The organism is Streptomyces sp. NPDC050564 (assembly GCF_044457265.1).
Classification (GTDB): domain Bacteria; phylum Actinomycetota; class Actinomycetes; order Streptomycetales; family Streptomycetaceae; genus Streptomyces.
Genome location: NZ_JBITGS010000007.1, coordinates 292,787 through 311,242 on the forward strand (window position 1 = coordinate 292,787; position 18,456 = coordinate 311,242).

Genomic DNA, 18,456 nt, shown 5'->3' on the forward strand with positions numbered 1-18,456 from the left:
CTCACACCAACGGGAGTTGCAGTCATGACCGTCACCAGCGCAGGGGCCGCGGCCGAGACCCGGGCCGAGGCGACCCAGGCCCTGATCTCCGCGGGCCGCACCCTCTTCACCCAACTCGGCTACCGACGTACCGACTTCGCGGACCTGGCTTCGACGGCCGGCCTGACGGAGGAGTTCGCCCGCGAGCTGCTGCCCGACAAGGCCGCGGTCTTCGGCGCCCTGATAGAACGGACCGTCAAGGTGGCCGGAATCCTGCGCCCCGTGGTGACCGAGGGTGTCGACGAGGACCTTCCCGTACGCCTCGCCCGAACCTATCTGGCACTGTGGGAGCCCAACGAGGAGGACTCCCCGATGGTCGAGCTGTACCGGGTCGCGCTGTCCGACAAGGAGGCCTCCCAGGTGCTGCGCGAACGCATCTCCAAGACCCTGAACGGCCAGGTCGACCGCGAGCTGCCGAGCGGGGACGCCGAGTTGCGGACCGCGCTCTTCGGCGCACAGCTGGGCGGCGTAGCCTTCGTACGGCACCTCATACAGGTGGACGCCGTCGCTTCGGCGGACCTGGAGACGGTGATCGCGACGATCGCGCCCGGACTGCGGCAGACTCTGCTCGGGAGCGACGCCACGCCGTAACCGCGTCTCGCGGCGAAGGAGACCCGACGGGGAGTCGAATTCCATGCCAACGGTCGGATACCACCATCGAGTTGCTGAGTGCCACCTGTGGATGGAATCCCGGGGAACCGACTGGTAGGATGCTTTTCACTATGCAGTGAATTACCCGCTCACAGAACCCCCGAAGTGCAGTGATCCCATGACATCCACGCGTGCAGACGGTTCGCCCACTCCCGCCCGAAAGTCCGGCTCCCCTCGGCGGGCCGCCTCCCCCGCGGCAAAGAAGCCGCGTCCGGTGCGTGCGCGCAGCGGACGTCGGCCCGGGGACAGCGGCACCAGAGAACAGATCCTGGAGTCGGCACTCCACCTCTTCGCCGAGCGCGGCTACGCCAGGACGACCATCCGCGCGATCGCGGAGGACGCCCAGGTGGACCCGGCGCTGGTGCACCACTTCTTCGACAACAAGGAGGGGGTGTTCGACGCCGCGGTCAACTCGCCGCTCAGCGTCGCCTCCATCTTCGACCAGCTGCCTCCGTCCATGGTCGGCGACGGTACGTCGGAGGCCTCCTGGCTCGCCCGCACCTATCTGGAGTTCTGGGAGAGCGAGGAGACCCGTTACGGCATGACCGCCATCTACCGGGCCGGCCTCGCGGACAGCGCCACTTCCGAGACACTCCGCGCCCGTGTGGAGGAAAGCACCAAGAAGTGGGCGGCGACCTCCGGCTACAAGGACCGCCCGGACGCCGAGACCCGCGCCACCCTGGCGTCGAGCCATCTGATCGGTCTCGCTCTCATGCGCTATGTGCTCAGGGTCCACCCACTGGCCGAGATGGACTTCGAGGAGTTCCTCGCCTGGGTCGTCCCGTCGCTGGAGATGCGCCTGTCGACCGACCTGGAACCCCGCAGGACGCAGGCGAAGGACTGACTCCGTCCGTCCGGCGGTCCGCCGGGCGAGCGGGAGCGATGTGCCGGGCGGACCGCCGGGCATGCGAAAGCCGGTGGCTCCGGACCGGAGCCGCCGGCTCAACCATCGTGCGAGCGTGGCCATTCATCGCGCCGCGCAGCTTCCTCCAGCGCGCGAGCGTGGCCATTTCACCGCGCCGCGCAGCTTCCCCATCAGTCCCACGGACGCCAGACGGCTCGCACGGCGATCAGGGACACACCCGGACCCGCCGAGAACAGCAGGCCGTGATCGCCGTCGGCGGGCGACTTGGCGAAGGTCCGTTCCAGGACGTCGAGGACCGAGACCGACCCCACGTTGCCGACCTCCCGCAGCGAGTCCCGGGCGAGGTCCACCATCTCGGGAGCGCAGCCGAGGCCGCTGACGACGGCGTCCAGGATCCTGGGACCTCCGGTGTGCGAGACCACGAAGCGCGGCGCGGGATCCGTACCGGGTGGCGCGATGCCCTTCAGCCACTCCAGCAGACGCGACATCCCGCCCTCGATCGTGTGCCGCAGCCCCGGCGAGTTGTGGGCGTGCAATCCGTCGCCGTCCAGATGAGTGCCCACCATGTGATGACTGTTGGGAAGAACGTACTCCCAGGAGTCGGTGAGCTCCATACGGGGCCCGTTGGCTCCGGCACGCACCACGCAGGCGCCGGCCGCGTCGCCGAACAGGCCCTTAAGGATCATGCCGTCCAGGGCAGCGTCACCCCGGTGCATGTAGTGGCTGAACACGTCGGAGCAGACCACGAGGATCGTGGAATCCGGGCGGGCCGCGGCCATCTCCATGGCACGGGCGAGGGCGAACACCCCTCCGGCGCAGCCCACTTGGCTCACCGGTATGCGACGGACCGAGGGAGGCAGGCCGAGCCTCTCCATCAGGACCACGTCCAGCCCCGGCATCGTGTGCCCGGTGGCGCTGAGGACGACCAGACCGTCGATGTCGGCGGCGGCCAGCCCCGCTTCGAAGAGCGCCCCGAGCGCGGCTTTCTCCGCCAGTTCCAGGCTGTCCAGCAGATGCGTACGTGTTCGCTCCGCCAACGAGGGGGCGGGGAGGAACTGCTGCTCCAGCGGGCGGCTGTACCAACGCGTGCGCACGGTGGTGGACCGGATGACACGCAGAGCGTCGGGAAGACCGGGGTGATCCGGGTACAACTCCGTGATCCAATCCAGCAGTTCATCGGTGGTCACCTGATGGCGAGGCAAGGCGACGACAGGGGCACTGACGACGGACATGGGACCTCCAAGAGCTCTCGGACAGGTGCGAACTGAGAACGAGCCCGCTTCGAACGGCGAAGCACCACTGCGGGTCACCGGAGTCCGGTGACGACCGCCGGTACGTTCGACAGCTCTCGCCAAGGAAGTCTGCGCACGCGAAACACCCCCCAGGTGTCTGATCGTGCTCCCCCCGTTGGGAGCGCCGTACAGCGCGGAAGAAAGTACGTCGAGCTCGATGGCGCGTGACGATCAAGAGCGTGGTTCCTGGGCTCACCGCCGTGCGGGCGCGCCGCGAACGGTGGGGGTGTCCGGGCAGAGCCCTGGGCACGTCCGTCCGCACTGCCCGAGGCCCCGTGCGGTGGGCCCGGCGGGTGAAGCCAACGTGACCGTACGCCAGCGGAGTTGGTGCCAGCAAGCCCCTATTTCAACAAGCGTGGAATCCACCGGAAGACCGTCACACCTTCAACTTTTGCCCACATCCTGGGCCTTGGCGCGCACCCTCCCGGAGCAGATATCAACAAGCATTGAAATCATTACTTGTTGAGTTTATTCTCGGTCTGTGCGAACCGTCCACGCCCACACCGAGGAAAGGGCCGACCGCCATGCACGCACCGGCGCACCACCGTGCGGACACCGACCCCTGGGTGGAGCGCGCGGCCTGCCGTGACGCCGACCCCGAGACCTTCTTTCCGCCCTCCGGAGGCACGGACGACGAACGGGAGGCGGCCGCCAAACGGTTGTGTGCCGGCTGCCCCGTGGTCGAGGACTGCCTGCGCGAAGCCCTGTTCAACGGGGAGAGCACCGGGATCTGGGGCGGTCTCAACGTCCGCGAACGCCGGGACCTGCTGCGGGTCGCCGCCACCCTCGGCGCGATCAGCTCCGAGCTCGCCGCGTTCTTGGCGAACGGAGGCCGGCGGATCGATCCGCACCCACGCCAGCGCCCGGCGTACGTGTGGTTCCTGCGCAGGCGCGGCTGGAGTCCGCAGCGGATCGCCGGCGTGCTGGGACTGACCTCCGGCCAGGTCCAACAGGCCTGGCGCACCGCCCAGTCGGCGTCCGCGTACGTCCGCACCCCCGAGCCGCGCGTTCAAAAGCCTCGTGTCCGAAGGCCCCGTACGCGCAGGACGGGAACGCTCGCCGCCGACCGTGGCCGGGTGTCATGACCGCCCTCGCCCTCGCCGAACCCCGCCGCCTGGCGCGTTCGGTGACCACGGACGACGGTGCCGAGATCGCCGTCTACGCCCACGGCGATCCCGACGCTCCGACCACCGTCCTGTTCTGCCACGGCTGGACGATGTCCGCCCAGGACTGGCGGCCGCACATCGACGCGCTGACCCGCCCGCGCCAGGGCTTCCCCGCGGTCCGCGCGGTCAGCTACGACCAGCGGGGCCACGGCCGCTCCACCCGGGGCGGCGCCCCGCTCGACATGGCGCTGCTCGGCCGTGACCTGGCCCGGGTACTCGCCGAGGCGACCCGGGACGACGCGCCCGTGGTCGTCCTCGGCCACTCCATGGGCGGCATGGCCATCCAGCAGCTGGCCGCCCGTCAACCCGCCCTGTTCGGGGCCCGAGTGACGGGCGTGGGCCTGATCTCGACCTGTCTGAACGAGGTGGCCGAAGGCCTGACCGTACCTGTCGCCCGGCCCGGCGCGGCCGTACGACGGCTCACCCGGGCCCGCGAGCGGATCGCCGACGGACTGCTGCGCTCGCCCCGTTCGGCCAGGACCGTGCACCGGCTGCTCACCGGGCCGCTGTCGCACCCGAACACCGCACCGCTGTGGCGCGCGGTGTTCGGGGCGGGGCCCCACACCGATTCGGTCCGCGAGGGCGCCCGCGCCTTCCGGGACATTCCCGCGATGGCCATCGCCGAGTTCTACGCCGCCCTGACCACGCACGACTGCGCGGGCCGACTCGGTGCGCTGGGTCGGGTGCCCACACGAATCCTGGTCGGCGCGCTGGACTGCGTCACCCCGCCGGCGCAAGCCCGGCGGCTGACCGACGACATACCCGGCGCCGTGCTGCAGACCGTGCCCGGCCAGGGCCACGACCTGCCGTACGAACGCCCTGTCCTCGTCGTGGAAACCGTCCACGCGTTGCTGCGCGAGATGTCCCGGACTCTGCCGTCCGCAGGCCTCGCCCTGTCCACCGCCGCAGCGCGGTGAACGGCACCGCGAGCACCGGATCGACCGGTGAACAGCCCCTGCGCACCGATGTCCTCAATGCCCGTCGCATCGTGGTGAAGGTGGGCTCCTCGTCCCTCACCACGGCCGCCGGGGGCCTCGACTCGGACCGGGTGGACGCCCTCGTCGACGTCCTCGCGCGAACCCGGGCGGCGGGCACCGAGGTCGTGCTCGTCTCCTCGGGCGCCATCGCCGCCGGGCTCGCTCCGCTGGGCCTGACCGAGCGGCCGCGGGACCTCGCCAGGCAACAGGCGGCGGCCTGTGTGGGCCAGGGACTCCTGGTGGCCCGCTACACCGCCTCCTTCGCCCGCTACGGGCTGCGGGTCGGCCAAGTCCTGCTCACCGCGGACGACATCAGCCGCCGCACCCACTACCGCAACGCCTATCGCGCTCTCGCCCAGGTCCTCACCATGGGCGCGGTGCCGGTGGTCAACGAGAACGACACCGTGGCCACCGCGGAGATCAAGTTCGGCGACAACGACCGGCTCGCCGCCCTGGTCGCGCATCTTGTCCGGGCCGACCTGCTGGTCCTGCTCTCGGACGTCGACGGCCTCTACGACGGCGACCCCGGCAGGCCGGGATCGCAGCGGCTGCGGGAGGTCCGCGGTCGCCAGGACCTGGCGGGCGTGGAGATCGGCAGCGCCGGCCGCTCGGGGGTCGGTACCGGAGGCATGGTCACCAAGGTGGAGGCGGCCCGCATCGCCACCGACGCCGGGATCCCCGTCGTGCTCACCGCCGCGCGGCACGCCACGGATGCCCTGGCCGGGCGCGAGACGGGTACGTTCTTCCACCGTACCGGGGAGCGGGCCGCCGACCATCTGCTCTGGCTGGAGCACGCCAGCAGCCCGCGCGGCGCGGTCCGGCTCACCGCGCACGCGGTCTCGACCGTCGCGCAGCGCCGGGGGCCGCTTCTCGCGGACGGGGTGACCCGCGTCGACGGGGACTTCGTCGCCGGTGACCCGGTGGAGCTGCAGGACGAGAGCGGGCGGGTGGTCGCCCGCGGGCTCGTCGGCCTCGACGCGCGCGAACTCCCGCGGCTGCAGGGGGATTCCACCCGGGAAGTGGTCCATCAGGACGACCTGGTGCCGCTGGTGACCACCGCGCTCCCCCCGGCCCCCGCCCCGCCGCCCCCGACCCGCGTCAGGATCCGCATCCACTCCGCGGAGGAGTACGCCCGCTCATCACCGCAGGCCCAGGCCACGGCCCGGGGAGCGCGTGCCCAGGCACGGCCGTGACCGGAGCCGGGGCCGACGCGGGGGTGCGACGGCGAAACCACCCCGCTCCCCCGCCCCCGGGGAGCCCGTACCCAGGCACGCCCCCGACCGGCTCCGGAGGCCGGTGCGGCGAGACGGCGAACCCGCGCCTAACGGTGTGCCGCTCACCCGGGGATGGACGCCGCCCCAGCGGCACGACTACCCGCAGCCAAGTCGACCGCGCCGGTACGGCGGCACGCCCCCACACAGCCGCACTCGCCCACACGCGAAAGAGGCCATGCCCGTACACCGAACGTACGGCGGCACGCCTCCACGCGGCCGCAGTCGCCCACGCGCGGAACGGACCGTGCCGGTACGCCGAACGCGCACCCCTGGACCGGTCGCCCGGTGCCGGACGACACGCTCACCCCGGCCGCAGGCACGCCGACCCATGCGTACGAACTGCTGCGTGACGGCCGCTTCCTGCTGCTCGGCACGGCCGCGCCGACCGCCGGGAGCGCACTCGTCGACGCCGTGCGCGGATGGCGGGACCAGGTGCGCGCGGTCCCGGTGACCGTGGCGCCGGGCGGCGCGCGGTGGCCGGCGGCCGTACTGGTCAGGCCGGACGGCTATGTCGCGGCCGCGGCGGACCGCGTCGACGCCCGGACCGTGACCGACCTGCTGGAGCCCTGGTGCGGCACGCCGAAGGCGACGGCCGCCACTCGGGGCTGACCGCCGCCTTCCACCGATGAGGGGTCCCGCCGAACGCGGGACCCCTCATCCAGTGGATCAATCGATCAGTCGATGCCACGGACGATGTGGAACTCGGCCGGGTCTTCGTCTACTCCGGCCAGCCCCGGCCAGTGTCGGGGCACGGCCGCGGTGTGCCGTTCCCGGCGCGGCTCCTCCTCGTACAGCAGCCGGCCGGACGGATCCGTCGCGGTGATGATGCGTACGTACATGACCGGACCTCCGATCTAAGGCAGCGGGGCGGCGGCTCCGCCCCGGATGTGCCCGTCGCCCACGAGGACGTACTTGGTGGTGGTCAGCGCGGTCAGCCCCATCGGACCGCGCGCGTGCAGCTTCTGGGTGGAGATACCGAGCTCGGTGCCGAGCCCGATCTCCCCGCCGTCGGCGAAACGGGTGGAGGCATTGACGGCTACGACCGCGGTGTCCAGGGCCGCGACGAACCGGCGCGCGGCGCTCTGCGAGTCGGTGACGATCGCCTCGGTGTGCCCGCTGCCGTACCGGCGGATGTGATCGACTGCCGACTCCAGCGAGCCGACGACGGCGCAGGCGAGGTCGAGAGAGAGGTACTCGCGTCCCCAGTCCTCCTCGGTGGCGGGCAGCACCGCGGGGTGGAAGGAACGCACCCGCTCGTCCCCGTGCAAGGTGACGCCGTGGGCCACCAGCGCGGCCAGGGCGCGGGGCAGGAAGGCGGGCGCGACGCTTTCGTGGACGAGCAGCGACTCGGCGGCGTTGCAGACGGACGGGCGCTGTGCCTTGGCGTTGAGCAGGATCGCCAACGCCTTGTCCAGGTCGGCGTGTTCGTCGACGTAGACATGGCAGTTGCCGACGCCGGTCTCGATGACGGGGACCGCGGAGTCGCGGACGGTGGCCTGGATGAGCTCGCGGCCGCCGCGCGGGACGAGAACGTCCACCAGGCCCCGCAGCGACATCAGTTCGTGGACGGAGGCGTGGGTCGTGCCGGGAACGAGTTGCACGGCGTCGACCGGAACGGCGGTGTCCGCGAGGGCTTCGCGCATGACCGCGACGAGGGCCGCGTTGGTGTGCCGGGCGGTCGAAGAGCCGCGCAGGAGGGCCGCGTTGCCGCTCTTGAGGCAGAGCGCGGCGGCGTCGACTGTCACGTTCGGGCGTCCCTCGTAGATCAGGCCGACGACGCCGAGGGGCACCCTGATCCGGCGTACCTCCAGGCCGTTGGGCATGACGGAGCCGCTCGCGACCTCACCGACCGGATCGGCCTCGTCCGCCAGGGCGCGCGCCGTGCCCGCGAGCGCTTCGAGTTGTTGCTCGGAGATGGTGAGGCGGTCCAGCACGGTCGCCGACCGCCCGGTCTCCCGGGCCGCCTCCAGATCCTGCCGGTTCGCCGCGAGGATCTCCCCCGAACTTCCGCTCAGCCGAAGGGCCATGGCCATCAGCGCGGCATTCCGCTCACCACCGGTCGTGGTCGACAGCCGCGTGGCCGCGGCACGAGCGGCCAGCGCCGCGCCGCGCACGGTACCGGCACCGGTGGCTGCGACAGAACCAAGACCGGTACCAGTACTCGTGCCCGAACCGGAGCCCGCGCCAGAACCCGACCCGGACCCCGGACCCGACCCAAAGCCCGAACCCGAGCCCGACCCAGAACCCGAGCCCGACCCCGACCCGAAGCCCGAACCCGAGCCCGCGCCAGAACCAGACCCAGCCCCAAACCCAGCCCCAGGACCAGATCCAGCCCCACACCCGGTACGACCACCCACAACCCGCGAGGCCGCCCCGCTCACTTCTCGCCCCCGTCCAGCACCACGGAGTCCCCGCCGTCCACCCCGTCCCCCGGCGCCGGTCCCCCCAGCGCCCAGACCACGTCCGCGCAGCCGGTCAGCTCCGCGAGCATCGCCCAGCCAAGAGCATCGGCGGAGGCGATTCGCTCGGAGTTCGTGCTCGTCATCTGCTTCCTCCTTGAGTCGGACGGTCAGCCGTACACCCGGAATCCGGCCCCGGACTTGCGTCCCGCCCGGCCCGCGGCCACGAGGTGCCCCAGCAGAGGTGCGGGGACGGTACGGGGATGACGGTCCGCGTCGTGCAGCACACGCTGGATGCTCAGCGAGATGTCCAGGCCGATGATGTCGAGCAGCTCGAAGGGGCCGAGCGGGTAGCCGCAGCCCAGCTTCATCACATCGTCGATCTCGTCGGCGGTGGCGTAGTGGCTCTCCGTCAGACGTACGGCGCCGTTCAGGTACGGGAAGAGCAGCGCGTTGACGATGAAGCCCGGCCGGTCCATGCACTGCACCGGATGCTTGCCGAGCCGTAGGCACAACTCACGTGCCACGTCGATGTGTTGGGGTGCGGTCTCCAGCGAGGGAATCACCTCGACGAGCCGCATGAGTGGGGCCGGGTTGAAGAAGTGCAGCCCGATCACGTCCTCGGGGCGCCCGGAGGCCAGACCGCATTCGATCACCGGCAGGCTGGAGGTGGTGGTGGCCAGCAGAGCGCCCGGTCGGCAGAGCTCGCCCAGCGTGCGGAAGAGCCGCTTCTTCACGTCCAGGTCTTCCGCGATGGCCTCGATCACCAGGTCGCAGTCGGTGAGTTGAGCCAGATCCCCGCTCGGAGTCAATCGCTCCAGGGTGGCGTCGCGCTCCGCCTCGGCCAGCTTGCCGCGGCGTACCGCCCGTGCCGTCGAGGCGGCGACGGCCTCCCACGCGGCCTTGGCGCGTTCGTCGGTGCGGCCGACCAGCACGGTGGCGACGCCGCCCTTGGCGAAGACCTCCGCGATGCCGGTGGCCATGGTGCCGGTCCCGACGATGCCGACCGTGCGGAACGGCGTTTGTGCGGGTGACCGCCGTTCGGCGGTGGGCGCGGTGCCGTCGGACTCCCGGTAGTCGTAGAAGCCGCGCCCGGACTTGCGGCCGAGAAGGCCCGCGAGCGCCATGTGCCGTAGCCGGCGGGCGGGTTGGAGCGTCGGTTCGGCCCAGCGGGCGGCGAGGATGTCGAGGATGTCGCAGGCGGTGTCCGTGCCGATCAGGTCGAGGAGTTCGAGCGGCCCCAGGGGCAGTCCGCAGCCATAGCGCATCGCGGCGTCGATGTCGTCGCGCCCGGCGAGCCGCTGGTCGTACATGGTGACGGCCTGGTTGAGGAAGCCGAAGAGGAGCGAGGTGGAGATCTGCCCCGCCCGGTCGCCCACGGTCACATGTCCGAGTCCGATGGCTTCGGCGAGGTCGCGGACCTGCGCCACCGCCGACTCCTCGGTCATCACCGTACGGCCGATCTCCGCGAGACCCGCCGTCGGCAGGGGCAGGTGGAGGCCCACGAGCCGGCCCGCGCGCCCGGAGGCGGCCGCGAGGTCGGTGAGCGAGAGGGCCGCGGCGCTGCTGGCCAGGACGGTCTCGGGCGGGCAGGCCCGGTCGAGGGCGCGCAGCACCTCGATCTTGGCGTCACGGCGCTCGGGCACCGCCTCCAGCACGGTGGCGGCCGGGGTGAGTTCCTCGAAGCGCCGCACGAGACGGATGCGTCCGTGAGCCTCGGGTGTCCGCTCGAGGAGCTGCCGCAGCCGCTCCTCGACCCGCGCGTCGGGATCCAGTACGAGGACCGAGTGCCCGGCGGCCGCCGCCCGGCCGGCGAGTGCGCCGCCGATGGTCCCGAGGCCGACGACGCCGACCGTGCCGTACCGGGCGCTCATGCCGCGACCTCGCTCAGGACGGGCGCCGCGTTCTCGGGCAGCGGGGTGCGGAAGCGGTTGATGGCGCTCTCGTGGAGGGCGCGGAACTCGGGGGCCGTGATGCCCAGTCCCTCGGTGGGTGCGAGGCAGCGCACCCCGACCTTGCCGTGGTGTTCGTTGAGGTGGATGGACTGGACGGCCTGGGCCACCTCGTCGAGGGCGTACGTCCGCGAGAGCGTCGGGTGGATGCGTCCCTTGGCGATCAGACGGTTGGCCTCCCAGGCCTCGCGGTAGTTGGCGCAGTGGGAGCCGACGATCCGCTTGAGGCTCATCCAGAGGTAGCGGTTGTCGTACTCGTGGGTGTAGCCGGCCGTGGAAGCGCAGGTCACGATGGTGCCGCCCTTGCGGGTGACGTACACGGAGGCGCCGAAGGTCTCGCGGCCCGGGTGCTCGAAGACGATGTCGACGTCCTCTCCCCCGGTCAACTCCCTTATGCGTGCGCCGAACCGGCGCCACTCCTTGGGGTCCTGGGTGTGCGGGTCCCGCCAGAAGCGGTAGCCCTCCTCCTTGCGGTCGATGATCAGCTCGGCGCCCAGCTCACGGGCCAGCGCCGCCTTTTCGGGCGAGGAGACCACACAGATGGGGTTCGCTCCGCCGGCCAGCGCGAGCTGGGTGGCGTACGAGCCGAGGCCGCCGACGGCACCCCAGACGAGAACGTTGTCGCCCTGCTTCATTCCGGCGCCGTTACGGGTGACCAGCTGGCGGTACGCGGTGGAGTTGACCAGACCGGGCGAGGCGGCCTCCTCCCAGGTCAGGTGTTCGGCCTTGGGCAGCAGCTGGGTCGACTTGACGAGGGCGAGTTGGGCGAGTCCGCCGTAGTTGGTCTCGTATCCCCAGATGCGCTGCTCGGGGTCGAGCATCGGGTCGCCGTGGCCCTCCGCGTGCTCCAGTTCGACGGAGACGCAGTGCGCCACCACACGGTCGCCGATTCCCCAACGTCGCACGCCGGGCCCACACTTGAGGACCACGCCCGCCAGGTCGGAGCCGATGACGTGGTACGGCTGGTCATGCCGGGCGGCGAGACCGCCGAGGCGGGCGTAGCGCTCCAGGGCCGCGAAGGTGGGAACGGGCGAGAACAGCGCGCTCCAGACGGTGTTGTAGTTCACCGCGCTCGCCATGACCGCCACCAGTACTTCGCCGGGTCCCGGGGTGGGGGTCGGCACCTCCTCGATGTGGAGGGAGTCGGCGGGCCGCCGGTCGCGCAGCTCCACCCCCTCGAACATCCCCGCATCCTCCTTGTGGAGGACGGCCGCCCGGAAGGACTCGGGGACTCCCAGGGCCGCCACATCGGCCGGCACCGAGTCCGGGGACTCGATCACCTCCACCAGTTCGCGCATGGTCAGGCACCACCTTCCGCGGTTCACACTCGACAAGAACTCAACAAACAGTGAACTCAACAAGGAAGGAGTTTTGCATGAACCCGAAACCCCGGCAAGCCCCGACTCCCCACCCCCGCACACCCCTTGACGGCGGGGCGGACACCCCGCCGACGCCCCTTGTGTGCACACCACCCCGCATGTAAAACTCATCATCAGTTGAGTTCAACGTATAGTGAATTAAGTTCAATGTCCGACGAGTTTCGATGCCGGAGGAGATGCCGTGACGCATCCGCACGCAGCCGAAGCACTGCAGGCCACCGCCATCGCCGGCATCGCCGGCATCCTGATCGCGGGTACGGTCCTCGCACAGCTCGCCCGACGCATACGCCAGCCCGCCGTCATCGGCGAGATCACGGCGGGAATCCTGCTGGGTCCCAGTCTGCTGGGGCTGCTTCCCGGAAACCCGACACAGCGTCTGTTTCCGGACGAGGTGCGCCCCTTACTTTCCATGGTCGCCCAACTCGGCTTGCTGCTCTTCATGTTCACCGTGGGGTGGGAGCTCGACTGGACGACCATGCGGCGCAGGAAGAGCTCCGTCGCCGGCGTCACCGCGGGCAGCATCCTGGCCCCGATGGTGCTCGGCTTCGGGGTCGCCGCGGTGATCTACCACAGTCACTCGCACGTCAACGGCGAGAAGGTGCCGTTCAGTTCGTTCGGCCTGTATCTGGGCGTCAGCATGTCGATCACCGCGTTCCCGGTGCTGGCCCGGATCCTCAAGGACAACAACCTCAGCCGTACCAAGATCGGCGCGCTTGCGCTGACCAGCGCGGCCTTCGGCGACGTACTGGCCTGGTGCCTGCTGGCCGGAGTGGTGGCGATCGTGACCGCGTCCGGCCCCTCCGGTTTCACCGACACCCTGTGGATGTCGGCCGGTTACGGCGCCGCGATGATCGTCGTCGTCCGCCCGCTGCTGGCCCGGGGTGTCGGCTGGATCTCCAAGCGCGGCACCGGCGTCCATCTGGCCACGCTGGTCACGGCCGGACTGCTGCTCTCCGCGTACACCACGTCGAAGATCGGCATCCACCCCATCTTCGGCGCCTTCGCCTTCGGCCTGGTCATGCCCCGCAAGCCGCAGGCCCTGCTGGAGGAGAAGATGCTGCGCCCGCTGCAGCACGCCGGTGAACTCATGCTGCCCGTCTACTTCATCGTCACCGGACTCTCGGTCGACGTCGCGGCCATGTCACTCACCGCCTGGGGCGAGCTGGGCCTGATCCTCGCCGCGGCCATCCTCGGCAAGCTGCTCGGCGCCGGGCTGCCGGCCAAGTCCTTCGGGCTCGGCTGGCGGGAGTCGACGGGCGTCGGCGTCCTGATGAACACGCGGGGCCTGACCGAGCTGATCATCCTCGGCGTCGGTCTCAGCCTCGGGGTGCTCGACCAGACCCTGTTCACCGAGATGGTCCTCATGGCGCTGATCACCACGGCCATGACCGGCCCGCTCCTCCCGTTCCTCTTCCCCCGTTCCCGGATGGATCTGATCGCCACGCCCACGCGGTCCGACTCGGCCACGTCGCTGGTCCGGATGCCCGAGCCGGCCGGCGGGCAGGCCTCGGACCTGGCCGGATAGCCGGCTCAGGCCACACACGTGGCGCGTCGCTCAGTCGGTCAGGGCCACCACCCGGAACCGGCCGCACACCGGGACCGCGACGCCACACATCACGCCCCTTCGTCGCTCGGCACCCGCAGGAGAAGCGACGCTCAGACAAGGAGATGGCCCAGGTGCACCCCGTCATCAGCACTCTTTCCCGCGTCTTCGACATGCCGTCGGAGTTCATCGGCGACGAGATGCAGCTTCGCGCCGTGGCCAGCTGGGACAACCTCACCGCTGTGGAACTCCAGGTCCATCTGGAGCACGAGTTGGGCACCACCCTCGACGACCGTCTCATCGAACACATCGAGTCGGTGGGGCAGTTGCGCGCCTTCTACGACGAACGGCTCGCCGAACTGTCTCACATCAAGGCCCCGCCGGACGCGTCGTCCATCGCCCCCGCGCTGCCCGGCCCGGTGCCGTCCGCCGTCGAGCAGGAGCTGACCGACATCTCGGAGGTGGTGGTCGGCGAGACGGGGATCTCCGAGGTGGACCCCGTGCGCGGGCGGCTGGCCTACCGGGGTTATCCCATCGAGGAGTTGATCGGCCGGGTGACCTTCGAGGAGGTCGTCCATCTGCTGATCCGCGGCTGGCTGCCGGACACCGAGGAGCTAAGCGCCTTCAAGGCCCGACTCGTCGCGGCCCGTGAACTGCCGCCCATGGTCGCGACGAACCTGGTGCTCAACGCCAACTCCAGTACCTCGTCCGTGCTGCGCACCGCGGTTCCCGCGCTCGGCGTCGCCGCGGAGGCGAACGCCGACCCGGCCGCCCACATCGACCTGCGTGAGCGCCTGGTCGCGCGGATCCCGACGATCTTCGCGACCCAGCAGGCGGCCCGCGCCGGGCGGCGGCTGCCGAGCCCGGCACCCGAACTGTCGCACGCCGAGAACATCCTCTACATGCTGGGCCTGCCCCGCGATCCGGAGCGGGTTCGCCTGGTCGACCTCTGCCTGGTGCTGCAGGCCGAACACGGCTGCAACGCTTCCGCGTTCGCGGCCCGGGTCGCGGCCGGCACCGGCGCCGACACCTTCGCCACCATCACCGTCGCGCTCGCCACGTTCACCGGGCCGCTGCACGGCGGCGCCGCCCACCAGGTGATCGACCTGGCACGCGAGGACGGCAACCCCGACACCACCGCCGCCTATCTGCGCGGACGGGCCGACCAGGCCTCCACCGCCCGGGTAAGGCCCGGCTCGCACGCCGAGGAGGACCCCCGGGTCAGGCCGCTGCGCGAGGCGGCCCGCCGGTTCAACGCGGGTCCCGGCAGCGACCGCATCCTGCAGGTCCTGGACGCCGTACGGGCCGCGGCCCACCCGTCGAAGGGCCCCCGCCCCTATCTGACCGTGGACTGCTACGCCGCCGCTATCTACCACCTGCTCGGCATGCCCTCCGACCTCTTCGTCCCGATGTTCGCGGCCGCCCGGGTCCCCGGCTGGCTCGCCCACGTCGAGGAGCAGCGGGCCCAGCAGGGGCGCATCCATCCACGGCTGCGCTACGTCGGCCCGCGGAACCTGCGCCACTTCCCCGAGCACAACTGACCAGCGATCCGATGAGAGACGGACTTCGAACGTGGGCGGCACGCCCGGCCGGGGTTCGAAAACCGCCTCTCGGGGAGGGCGCGCCCCCTTCCCCGTACCCCAGGAGCAGATGTGGAGTTCGGCTGGAACGAGGGCCAACAGGCCCGCTACGACGAGGTACTCGAGGCGACCCGGGCTGCCTTCCCCGCTCCGCCCGGCGCGGGCCACGGGTTCTACACCCGTAAGGACTGGCTGCGGCTCGGTGAGATCGGCATGCTCGGCTCCTGCCTTCCCCAGGAGTACGGCGGGCAGGGACTCGGCGCGCTCGACACCGCGCGCGTCGTGGAGGCCGTGGGCCGTGGCTGCGCCGACACGGGGCTGGTGTTCGGCGCGGCCGCGCACACCTTCGCCTGCGCCGTGCCCGTCGCGCGGTTCGGCACCGATGCCGTACGCCGGAGGCTGCTGCCCGAACTGGCCTCGGGCCGGCTGATCGCGGGCAACGCGATGACGGAGCCGGAGGCCGGCTCGGACTCCTCACGGCTCGGCGCGATCGCGACGCCCGCCGACGGCGGGTTCGTGCTCAACGGCACGAAGAGCTTCGTCTCCAACGGACCGGCCGCCGATGTGTACGTGACGTACGCGACCGTCAATCCCAAGATGGGCTTCCTCGGTGTCACCGGCCTGGTCGTCGACCGGGAGACGCCCGGTGTCGTCGTGGGCAAGCCCTACGAGAAAATGGGCATGCACTCCTGCCCGGCCGGCTCGGTCACCTTCGAGGACTGCTTCGTGCCCGAGGAGCAGGTGCTCGGCGGTGTCGGCGCGGGCGCGGCGATCTTCCAGCACTCCATGGGCTGGGAGCGCGCCTGCCTCTTCGCGCTCTACGTCGGGCTGCTCGACCGGCTCCTGGAGCAGTGCGTGACGCACGCCCGGGAACGGCGTCAATTCGGGCGCAGGATCGGCGAGTTCCAGTCGGTGTCCAACCGGATCGCCGACATGAAGCTGCGCCTGGAGAGCGCCCGGCTGCTGCTGTACCGCGCCTGCTGGTCGATGGACCAGGGCGATCCTTCCGTGCTCGAAATCGCCCTGTCGAAGCTGGCCGTGTCCGAGGGCGTGCTGGCGTCCGCCGCCGACGCGGTCCGGATCTTCGGCGGCCGCGGCTATCTGCGCGAGGACGGCATCGAGGCCGCACTGCGCGATGCCGTGCCCAGCACGATCTTCTCGGGAACCTCGGACATCCAGCGTCAGTTGATAGTGAAGGAGATAGGCCTGTGAGGCTCCACCAGCTCGTCATCGACTCCACCCGGCGCGCCCCGGACGCCCCGGCCGTGCGCTCGTCCCAGGGGGTGTTCAGCTACCGGGAGCTGGACGACCTCGCCGACCGGTACGCGGCCGCGCTGCACCGGCGCGGGGTGCGCCCCGGCGACCGGGTCGTGCTGTGGACCCACAAGACCCTGGACGCCATCGCCCTCATGCAGGGCGCGCTGCGCATCGGCGCGATCTACGCACCGGTCAGCGCCAACAACCCGGCCGCCCGGGTGCAGCGGATCGCCGCCAGTTGCACGCCTGCCCTGGTGGTCGCCGACGCCGACGGCATCCGGCGGGCCGCGGACGTCGACTGGGACGACGCCCTGCGGCTCGCCTCCTTCGCCGAGGTGCGAGAGGAGGCCCCGGCCGCGGACGCCCCGGCGCCGTACGAGAACGAGCCGGACGAGCCGGCGTACATCCTCTACACCTCCGGCTCCACCGGCGAGCCCAAGGGCGTCTGCATCAGCCACCGGAACGCGCTGTCCTTCATCCGCTGGGCCGCCGAAGAAGTGGGTGTCACGGCGGACGACCGGCTGTCCAACCACGCGCCGTTCAACTTCGACCTCTCCGTCTTCGACCTGTACGCCACCTTCCTCGCCGGTGCCTCGGTCGTCCTGGTGCCCGAGGGCCTGGCGTACGACCCGGCGCAGCTGGGCGCGCTGCTGCGTCGCGAGCGGATCACCGTCTGGTACTCGGTGCCGTCCGCGCTGGTCCTGATGATGCAGCGCGGCGAACTGCTGACCGGCGAGCCGCCGGCCGATCTGCGGGTGTGCGTCTTCGCCGGGGAGCCGTTCCCCATCCAGCAGGTCCACGAGCTGCGCAAGGCGTGGCCGGACGTGCGGATGCTCAACTGGTACGGGCCGACCGAGACCAATGTGTGCACCAGTTACGAGGTCACCGACCGCGATCTGGGCAGTACCCGTCCGCTGCCGATCGGCACCGCCGTCAGCGGCGACCGGATCCGGATACACCCGCCGCGCGAGCGCGAGGGCGAGATCGTGGTCAGCGGTCCGACGGTGATGCTCGGCTACTGGGGCCAGGAGCCGCAGAAGGGCGCGTACTTCACCGGTGACATCGGCAGGATGGGGCCCGACGGAATGCTGGAGTACGTGGGCCGGCGCGACCACATGGTCAAGGTGCGCGGGCATCGCATCGAGCTCGGCGACATCGAGGCGGTGGTCGCCGCCAACCCCAAGGTGGCCGCCGCCTCGTGTGTCGTGGTGGGCAGCGGTCTGGACGCGAAGATCCACGCCGTGGTGGTCCCGGAAGGCGCCAAGGGGCCCGGGCTGCTCGAACTCAAGCGCGAGTGCGCCGACCGGCTGCCCCTCTACATGGTGGTCGACGCGGTCCATGTCGTCCCCGAACTGCCGCTGACCGGAAACGGGAAGACGGACCGTCAGGCCCTGCTGAACCAGATCACCGCCGTCGACGCACGGTGAGCGCCGGTGCCAGACATCCGGCGCATCCCCGTGACAGCCACCCGGTGAACCCCGATGACTTCCGCGGCCCTGATCCGCCTCGGCCTCAGAGACGAGGACCTGCCCATGTCTGAACGACTCAGCTCTCCCGACACCCTGTTGGACCAGGTCGACCTCCACACCTTCCGTTCGGTGATGGGGTCCCTGCCGACCGGGGTGAGCGTCGTCACCAGCCTCACGGCCGACGGCGAACCACGCGGCCTCACCTGCAGCGCGGTGTGCAGCGTATCGGCCTCGCCGCCACTGCTGCTGGTCTGTGTCAAACAGCCCAGCGCGACCCTCGAAGCCATCCACCAGAGCTCGGTTTTCGCGGTGAACTTCCTCTCCGCCGGCATGACCGAGACGGCGCGCACCTTCGCGTCGCCGGTGCCCGAGCGGTTCGAGGGCGTGCCCTGGTCCGCGGGCAAGCGAACCTCCGCGCCGCTGCTCGACAACACCGTGGCGTTCGCGGAGTGCATCCTGACGAGCAGCCACCTGGCGGGCGACCACCAGGTGCTGATCGGCCGCCTGGTGCACGGCGACGTCTCCACCACCCATACGCCGCTGGCCTATTGGCGGGCCCAGTTCTCCGAGGTACACGCACACCCTGCCGCCTGAGACGGCTTGTTGCGCCGCC

Annotated in this window: 15 protein-coding genes and 2 pseudogenes; 11 read left to right on the plus strand and 6 right to left on the minus strand. The window is 70.9% G+C overall.

Going from position 1 to position 18,456, the window contains the following annotated elements; all coding sequences use genetic code 11:
• Positions 1–24: 24 nt before the first annotated feature.
• Together ACIBK0_RS14140 and ACIBK0_RS14145 are read left to right on the plus strand one after the other, a co-directional pair.
• Positions 25–630, plus strand: a complete 606-nt coding sequence (locus ACIBK0_RS14140) for a hypothetical protein (RefSeq protein WP_399079210.1) — start codon at positions 25–27, stop codon at positions 628–630.
• Positions 631–904: 274 nt separating this feature from the next.
• Positions 905–1,534 (plus strand): TetR family transcriptional regulator, encoded by a 630-nt coding sequence (locus ACIBK0_RS14145; RefSeq protein WP_399079212.1) that lies wholly within the window; start codon positions 905–907, stop codon positions 1,532–1,534.
• Positions 1,535–1,725: 191 nt separating this feature from the next.
• Here ACIBK0_RS14145 and ACIBK0_RS14150 read toward each other — a convergent pair whose 3' ends face one another.
• Positions 1,726–2,787 (minus strand): PhlD, encoded by a 1,062-nt coding sequence (locus ACIBK0_RS14150; RefSeq protein ID WP_399079214.1) that lies wholly within the window; start codon positions 2,785–2,787, stop codon positions 1,726–1,728.
• A 584-nt stretch (positions 2,788–3,371) separates the two neighbouring features.
• On the opposite strand from ACIBK0_RS14150, the pseudogene ACIBK0_RS14155 reads away from it, so the two are divergent.
• From ACIBK0_RS14155 to ACIBK0_RS14170, 4 genes and pseudogenes are all read left to right on the plus strand, one after another.
• A pseudogene (locus ACIBK0_RS14155) lies at positions 3,372–3,626 on the plus strand (WhiB family transcriptional regulator); the annotation flags it as partial.
• Positions 3,627–3,928: 302 nt separating this feature from the next.
• Complete coding sequence (locus tag ACIBK0_RS14160) at positions 3,929–4,930, plus strand: alpha/beta fold hydrolase (RefSeq protein WP_399079217.1); 1,002 nt, start codon at positions 3,929–3,931, stop codon at positions 4,928–4,930.
• Positions 4,927–6,183: a glutamate 5-kinase gene (proB, locus tag ACIBK0_RS14165; RefSeq protein ID WP_399079219.1), complete on the plus strand. Its 1,257-nt coding sequence runs from the start codon at positions 4,927–4,929 to the stop codon at positions 6,181–6,183. The genes ACIBK0_RS14160 and proB overlap by 4 nt, the downstream gene beginning before the upstream one ends.
• 153 nt (positions 6,184–6,336) lie before the next feature.
• Entirely contained in the window at positions 6,337–6,873 is a 537-nt protein-coding gene (locus tag ACIBK0_RS14170) for a hypothetical protein (RefSeq protein WP_399079221.1), read from the plus strand.
• Between the two features lie 65 nt (positions 6,874–6,938).
• On the opposite strand, the gene ACIBK0_RS14175 is transcribed toward ACIBK0_RS14170, so the two are convergent.
• The 5 genes and pseudogenes from ACIBK0_RS14175 to ccrA form a co-directional block, all read right to left on the minus strand.
• Complete coding sequence (locus ACIBK0_RS14175) at positions 6,939–7,103, minus strand: hypothetical protein (RefSeq protein WP_399079223.1); 165 nt, start codon at positions 7,101–7,103, stop codon at positions 6,939–6,941.
• Positions 7,104–7,118: 15 nt separating this feature from the next.
• A pseudogene (locus ACIBK0_RS14180) lies at positions 7,119–8,411 on the minus strand (glutamate-5-semialdehyde dehydrogenase); the annotation flags it as partial.
• 230 nt (positions 8,412–8,641) lie between these two features.
• Entirely contained in the window at positions 8,642–8,809 is a 168-nt protein-coding gene (locus tag ACIBK0_RS14185) for a hypothetical protein (protein WP_399079225.1), read from the minus strand.
• Between the two features lie 24 nt (positions 8,810–8,833).
• Complete coding sequence (locus ACIBK0_RS14190; RefSeq protein ID WP_399079227.1) at positions 8,834–10,537, minus strand: 3-hydroxyacyl-CoA dehydrogenase family protein; 1,704 nt, start codon at positions 10,535–10,537, stop codon at positions 8,834–8,836.
• On the minus strand, positions 10,534–11,919 hold the full coding sequence (gene ccrA, locus ACIBK0_RS14195; RefSeq protein ID WP_399079293.1) for a crotonyl-CoA carboxylase/reductase: 1,386 nt from the start codon (positions 11,917–11,919) through the stop codon (positions 10,534–10,536). The genes ACIBK0_RS14190 and ccrA overlap by 4 nt, the downstream gene beginning before the upstream one ends.
• Before the next feature lie 256 nt (positions 11,920–12,175).
• Between ccrA and ACIBK0_RS14200 the strand changes: the two genes are divergently transcribed.
• The 5 genes from ACIBK0_RS14200 to ACIBK0_RS14220 all read left to right on the plus strand — a co-directional run bounded on the left by ACIBK0_RS14200 (position 12,176) and on the right by ACIBK0_RS14220 (position 18,437).
• The gene (locus ACIBK0_RS14200; protein ID WP_399079229.1) at positions 12,176–13,519 is read left to right on the plus strand and encodes a cation:proton antiporter; all 1,344 of its coding nucleotides are present in this window, start codon (positions 12,176–12,178) and stop codon (positions 13,517–13,519) included.
• Between the two features lie 143 nt (positions 13,520–13,662).
• A complete protein-coding gene (locus ACIBK0_RS14205) occupies positions 13,663–15,078 on the plus strand; it encodes a citrate/2-methylcitrate synthase (protein ID WP_399079231.1) in 1,416 nt (471 codons plus the stop codon).
• A gap of 111 nt (positions 15,079–15,189) precedes the next feature.
• Positions 15,190–16,329, plus strand: coding sequence for an acyl-CoA dehydrogenase family protein (locus tag ACIBK0_RS14210; RefSeq protein ID WP_399079233.1), 1,140 nt, complete (start codon positions 15,190–15,192; stop codon positions 16,327–16,329).
• Positions 16,326–17,801: an amino acid adenylation domain-containing protein gene (locus ACIBK0_RS14215; protein WP_399079235.1), complete on the plus strand. Its 1,476-nt coding sequence runs from the start codon at positions 16,326–16,328 to the stop codon at positions 17,799–17,801. The genes ACIBK0_RS14210 and ACIBK0_RS14215 overlap by 4 nt, the downstream gene beginning before the upstream one ends.
• 105 nt (positions 17,802–17,906) lie before the next feature.
• Entirely contained in the window at positions 17,907–18,437 is a 531-nt protein-coding gene (locus ACIBK0_RS14220) for a flavin reductase family protein (protein ID WP_399079237.1), read from the plus strand.
• Positions 18,438–18,456 lie beyond the last annotated feature (19 nt).

Bases quoted from the DNA above. Each gene is read 5' to 3' on its own strand.
- ACIBK0_RS14140 (WP_399079210.1), top strand. From the start codon at position 25: ATGACCGTCACCAGCGCAGGGGCCGCGGCCGAGACCCGGGCCGAGGCG.
- ACIBK0_RS14150 (WP_399079214.1), bottom strand. From the start codon at position 2,787: ATGTCCGTCGTCAGTGCCCCTGTCGTCGCCTTGCCTCGCCATCAGGTG.
- ACIBK0_RS14160 (WP_399079217.1), top strand. From the start codon at position 3,929: ATGACCGCCCTCGCCCTCGCCGAACCCCGCCGCCTGGCGCGTTCGGTG.
- ACIBK0_RS14170 (WP_399079221.1), top strand. From the start codon at position 6,337: ATGGACGCCGCCCCAGCGGCACGACTACCCGCAGCCAAGTCGACCGCG.
- ACIBK0_RS14175 (WP_399079223.1), bottom strand. From the start codon at position 7,103: ATGTACGTACGCATCATCACCGCGACGGATCCGTCCGGCCGGCTGCTG.
- ACIBK0_RS14185 (WP_399079225.1), bottom strand. From the start codon at position 8,809: ATGACGAGCACGAACTCCGAGCGAATCGCCTCCGCCGATGCTCTTGGC.
- ACIBK0_RS14190 (WP_399079227.1), bottom strand. From the start codon at position 10,537: ATGAGCGCCCGGTACGGCACGGTCGGCGTCGTCGGCCTCGGGACCATC.
- ACIBK0_RS14205 (WP_399079231.1), top strand. From the start codon at position 13,663: ATGGCCCAGGTGCACCCCGTCATCAGCACTCTTTCCCGCGTCTTCGAC.
- ACIBK0_RS14220 (WP_399079237.1), top strand. From the start codon at position 17,907: ATGTCTGAACGACTCAGCTCTCCCGACACCCTGTTGGACCAGGTCGAC.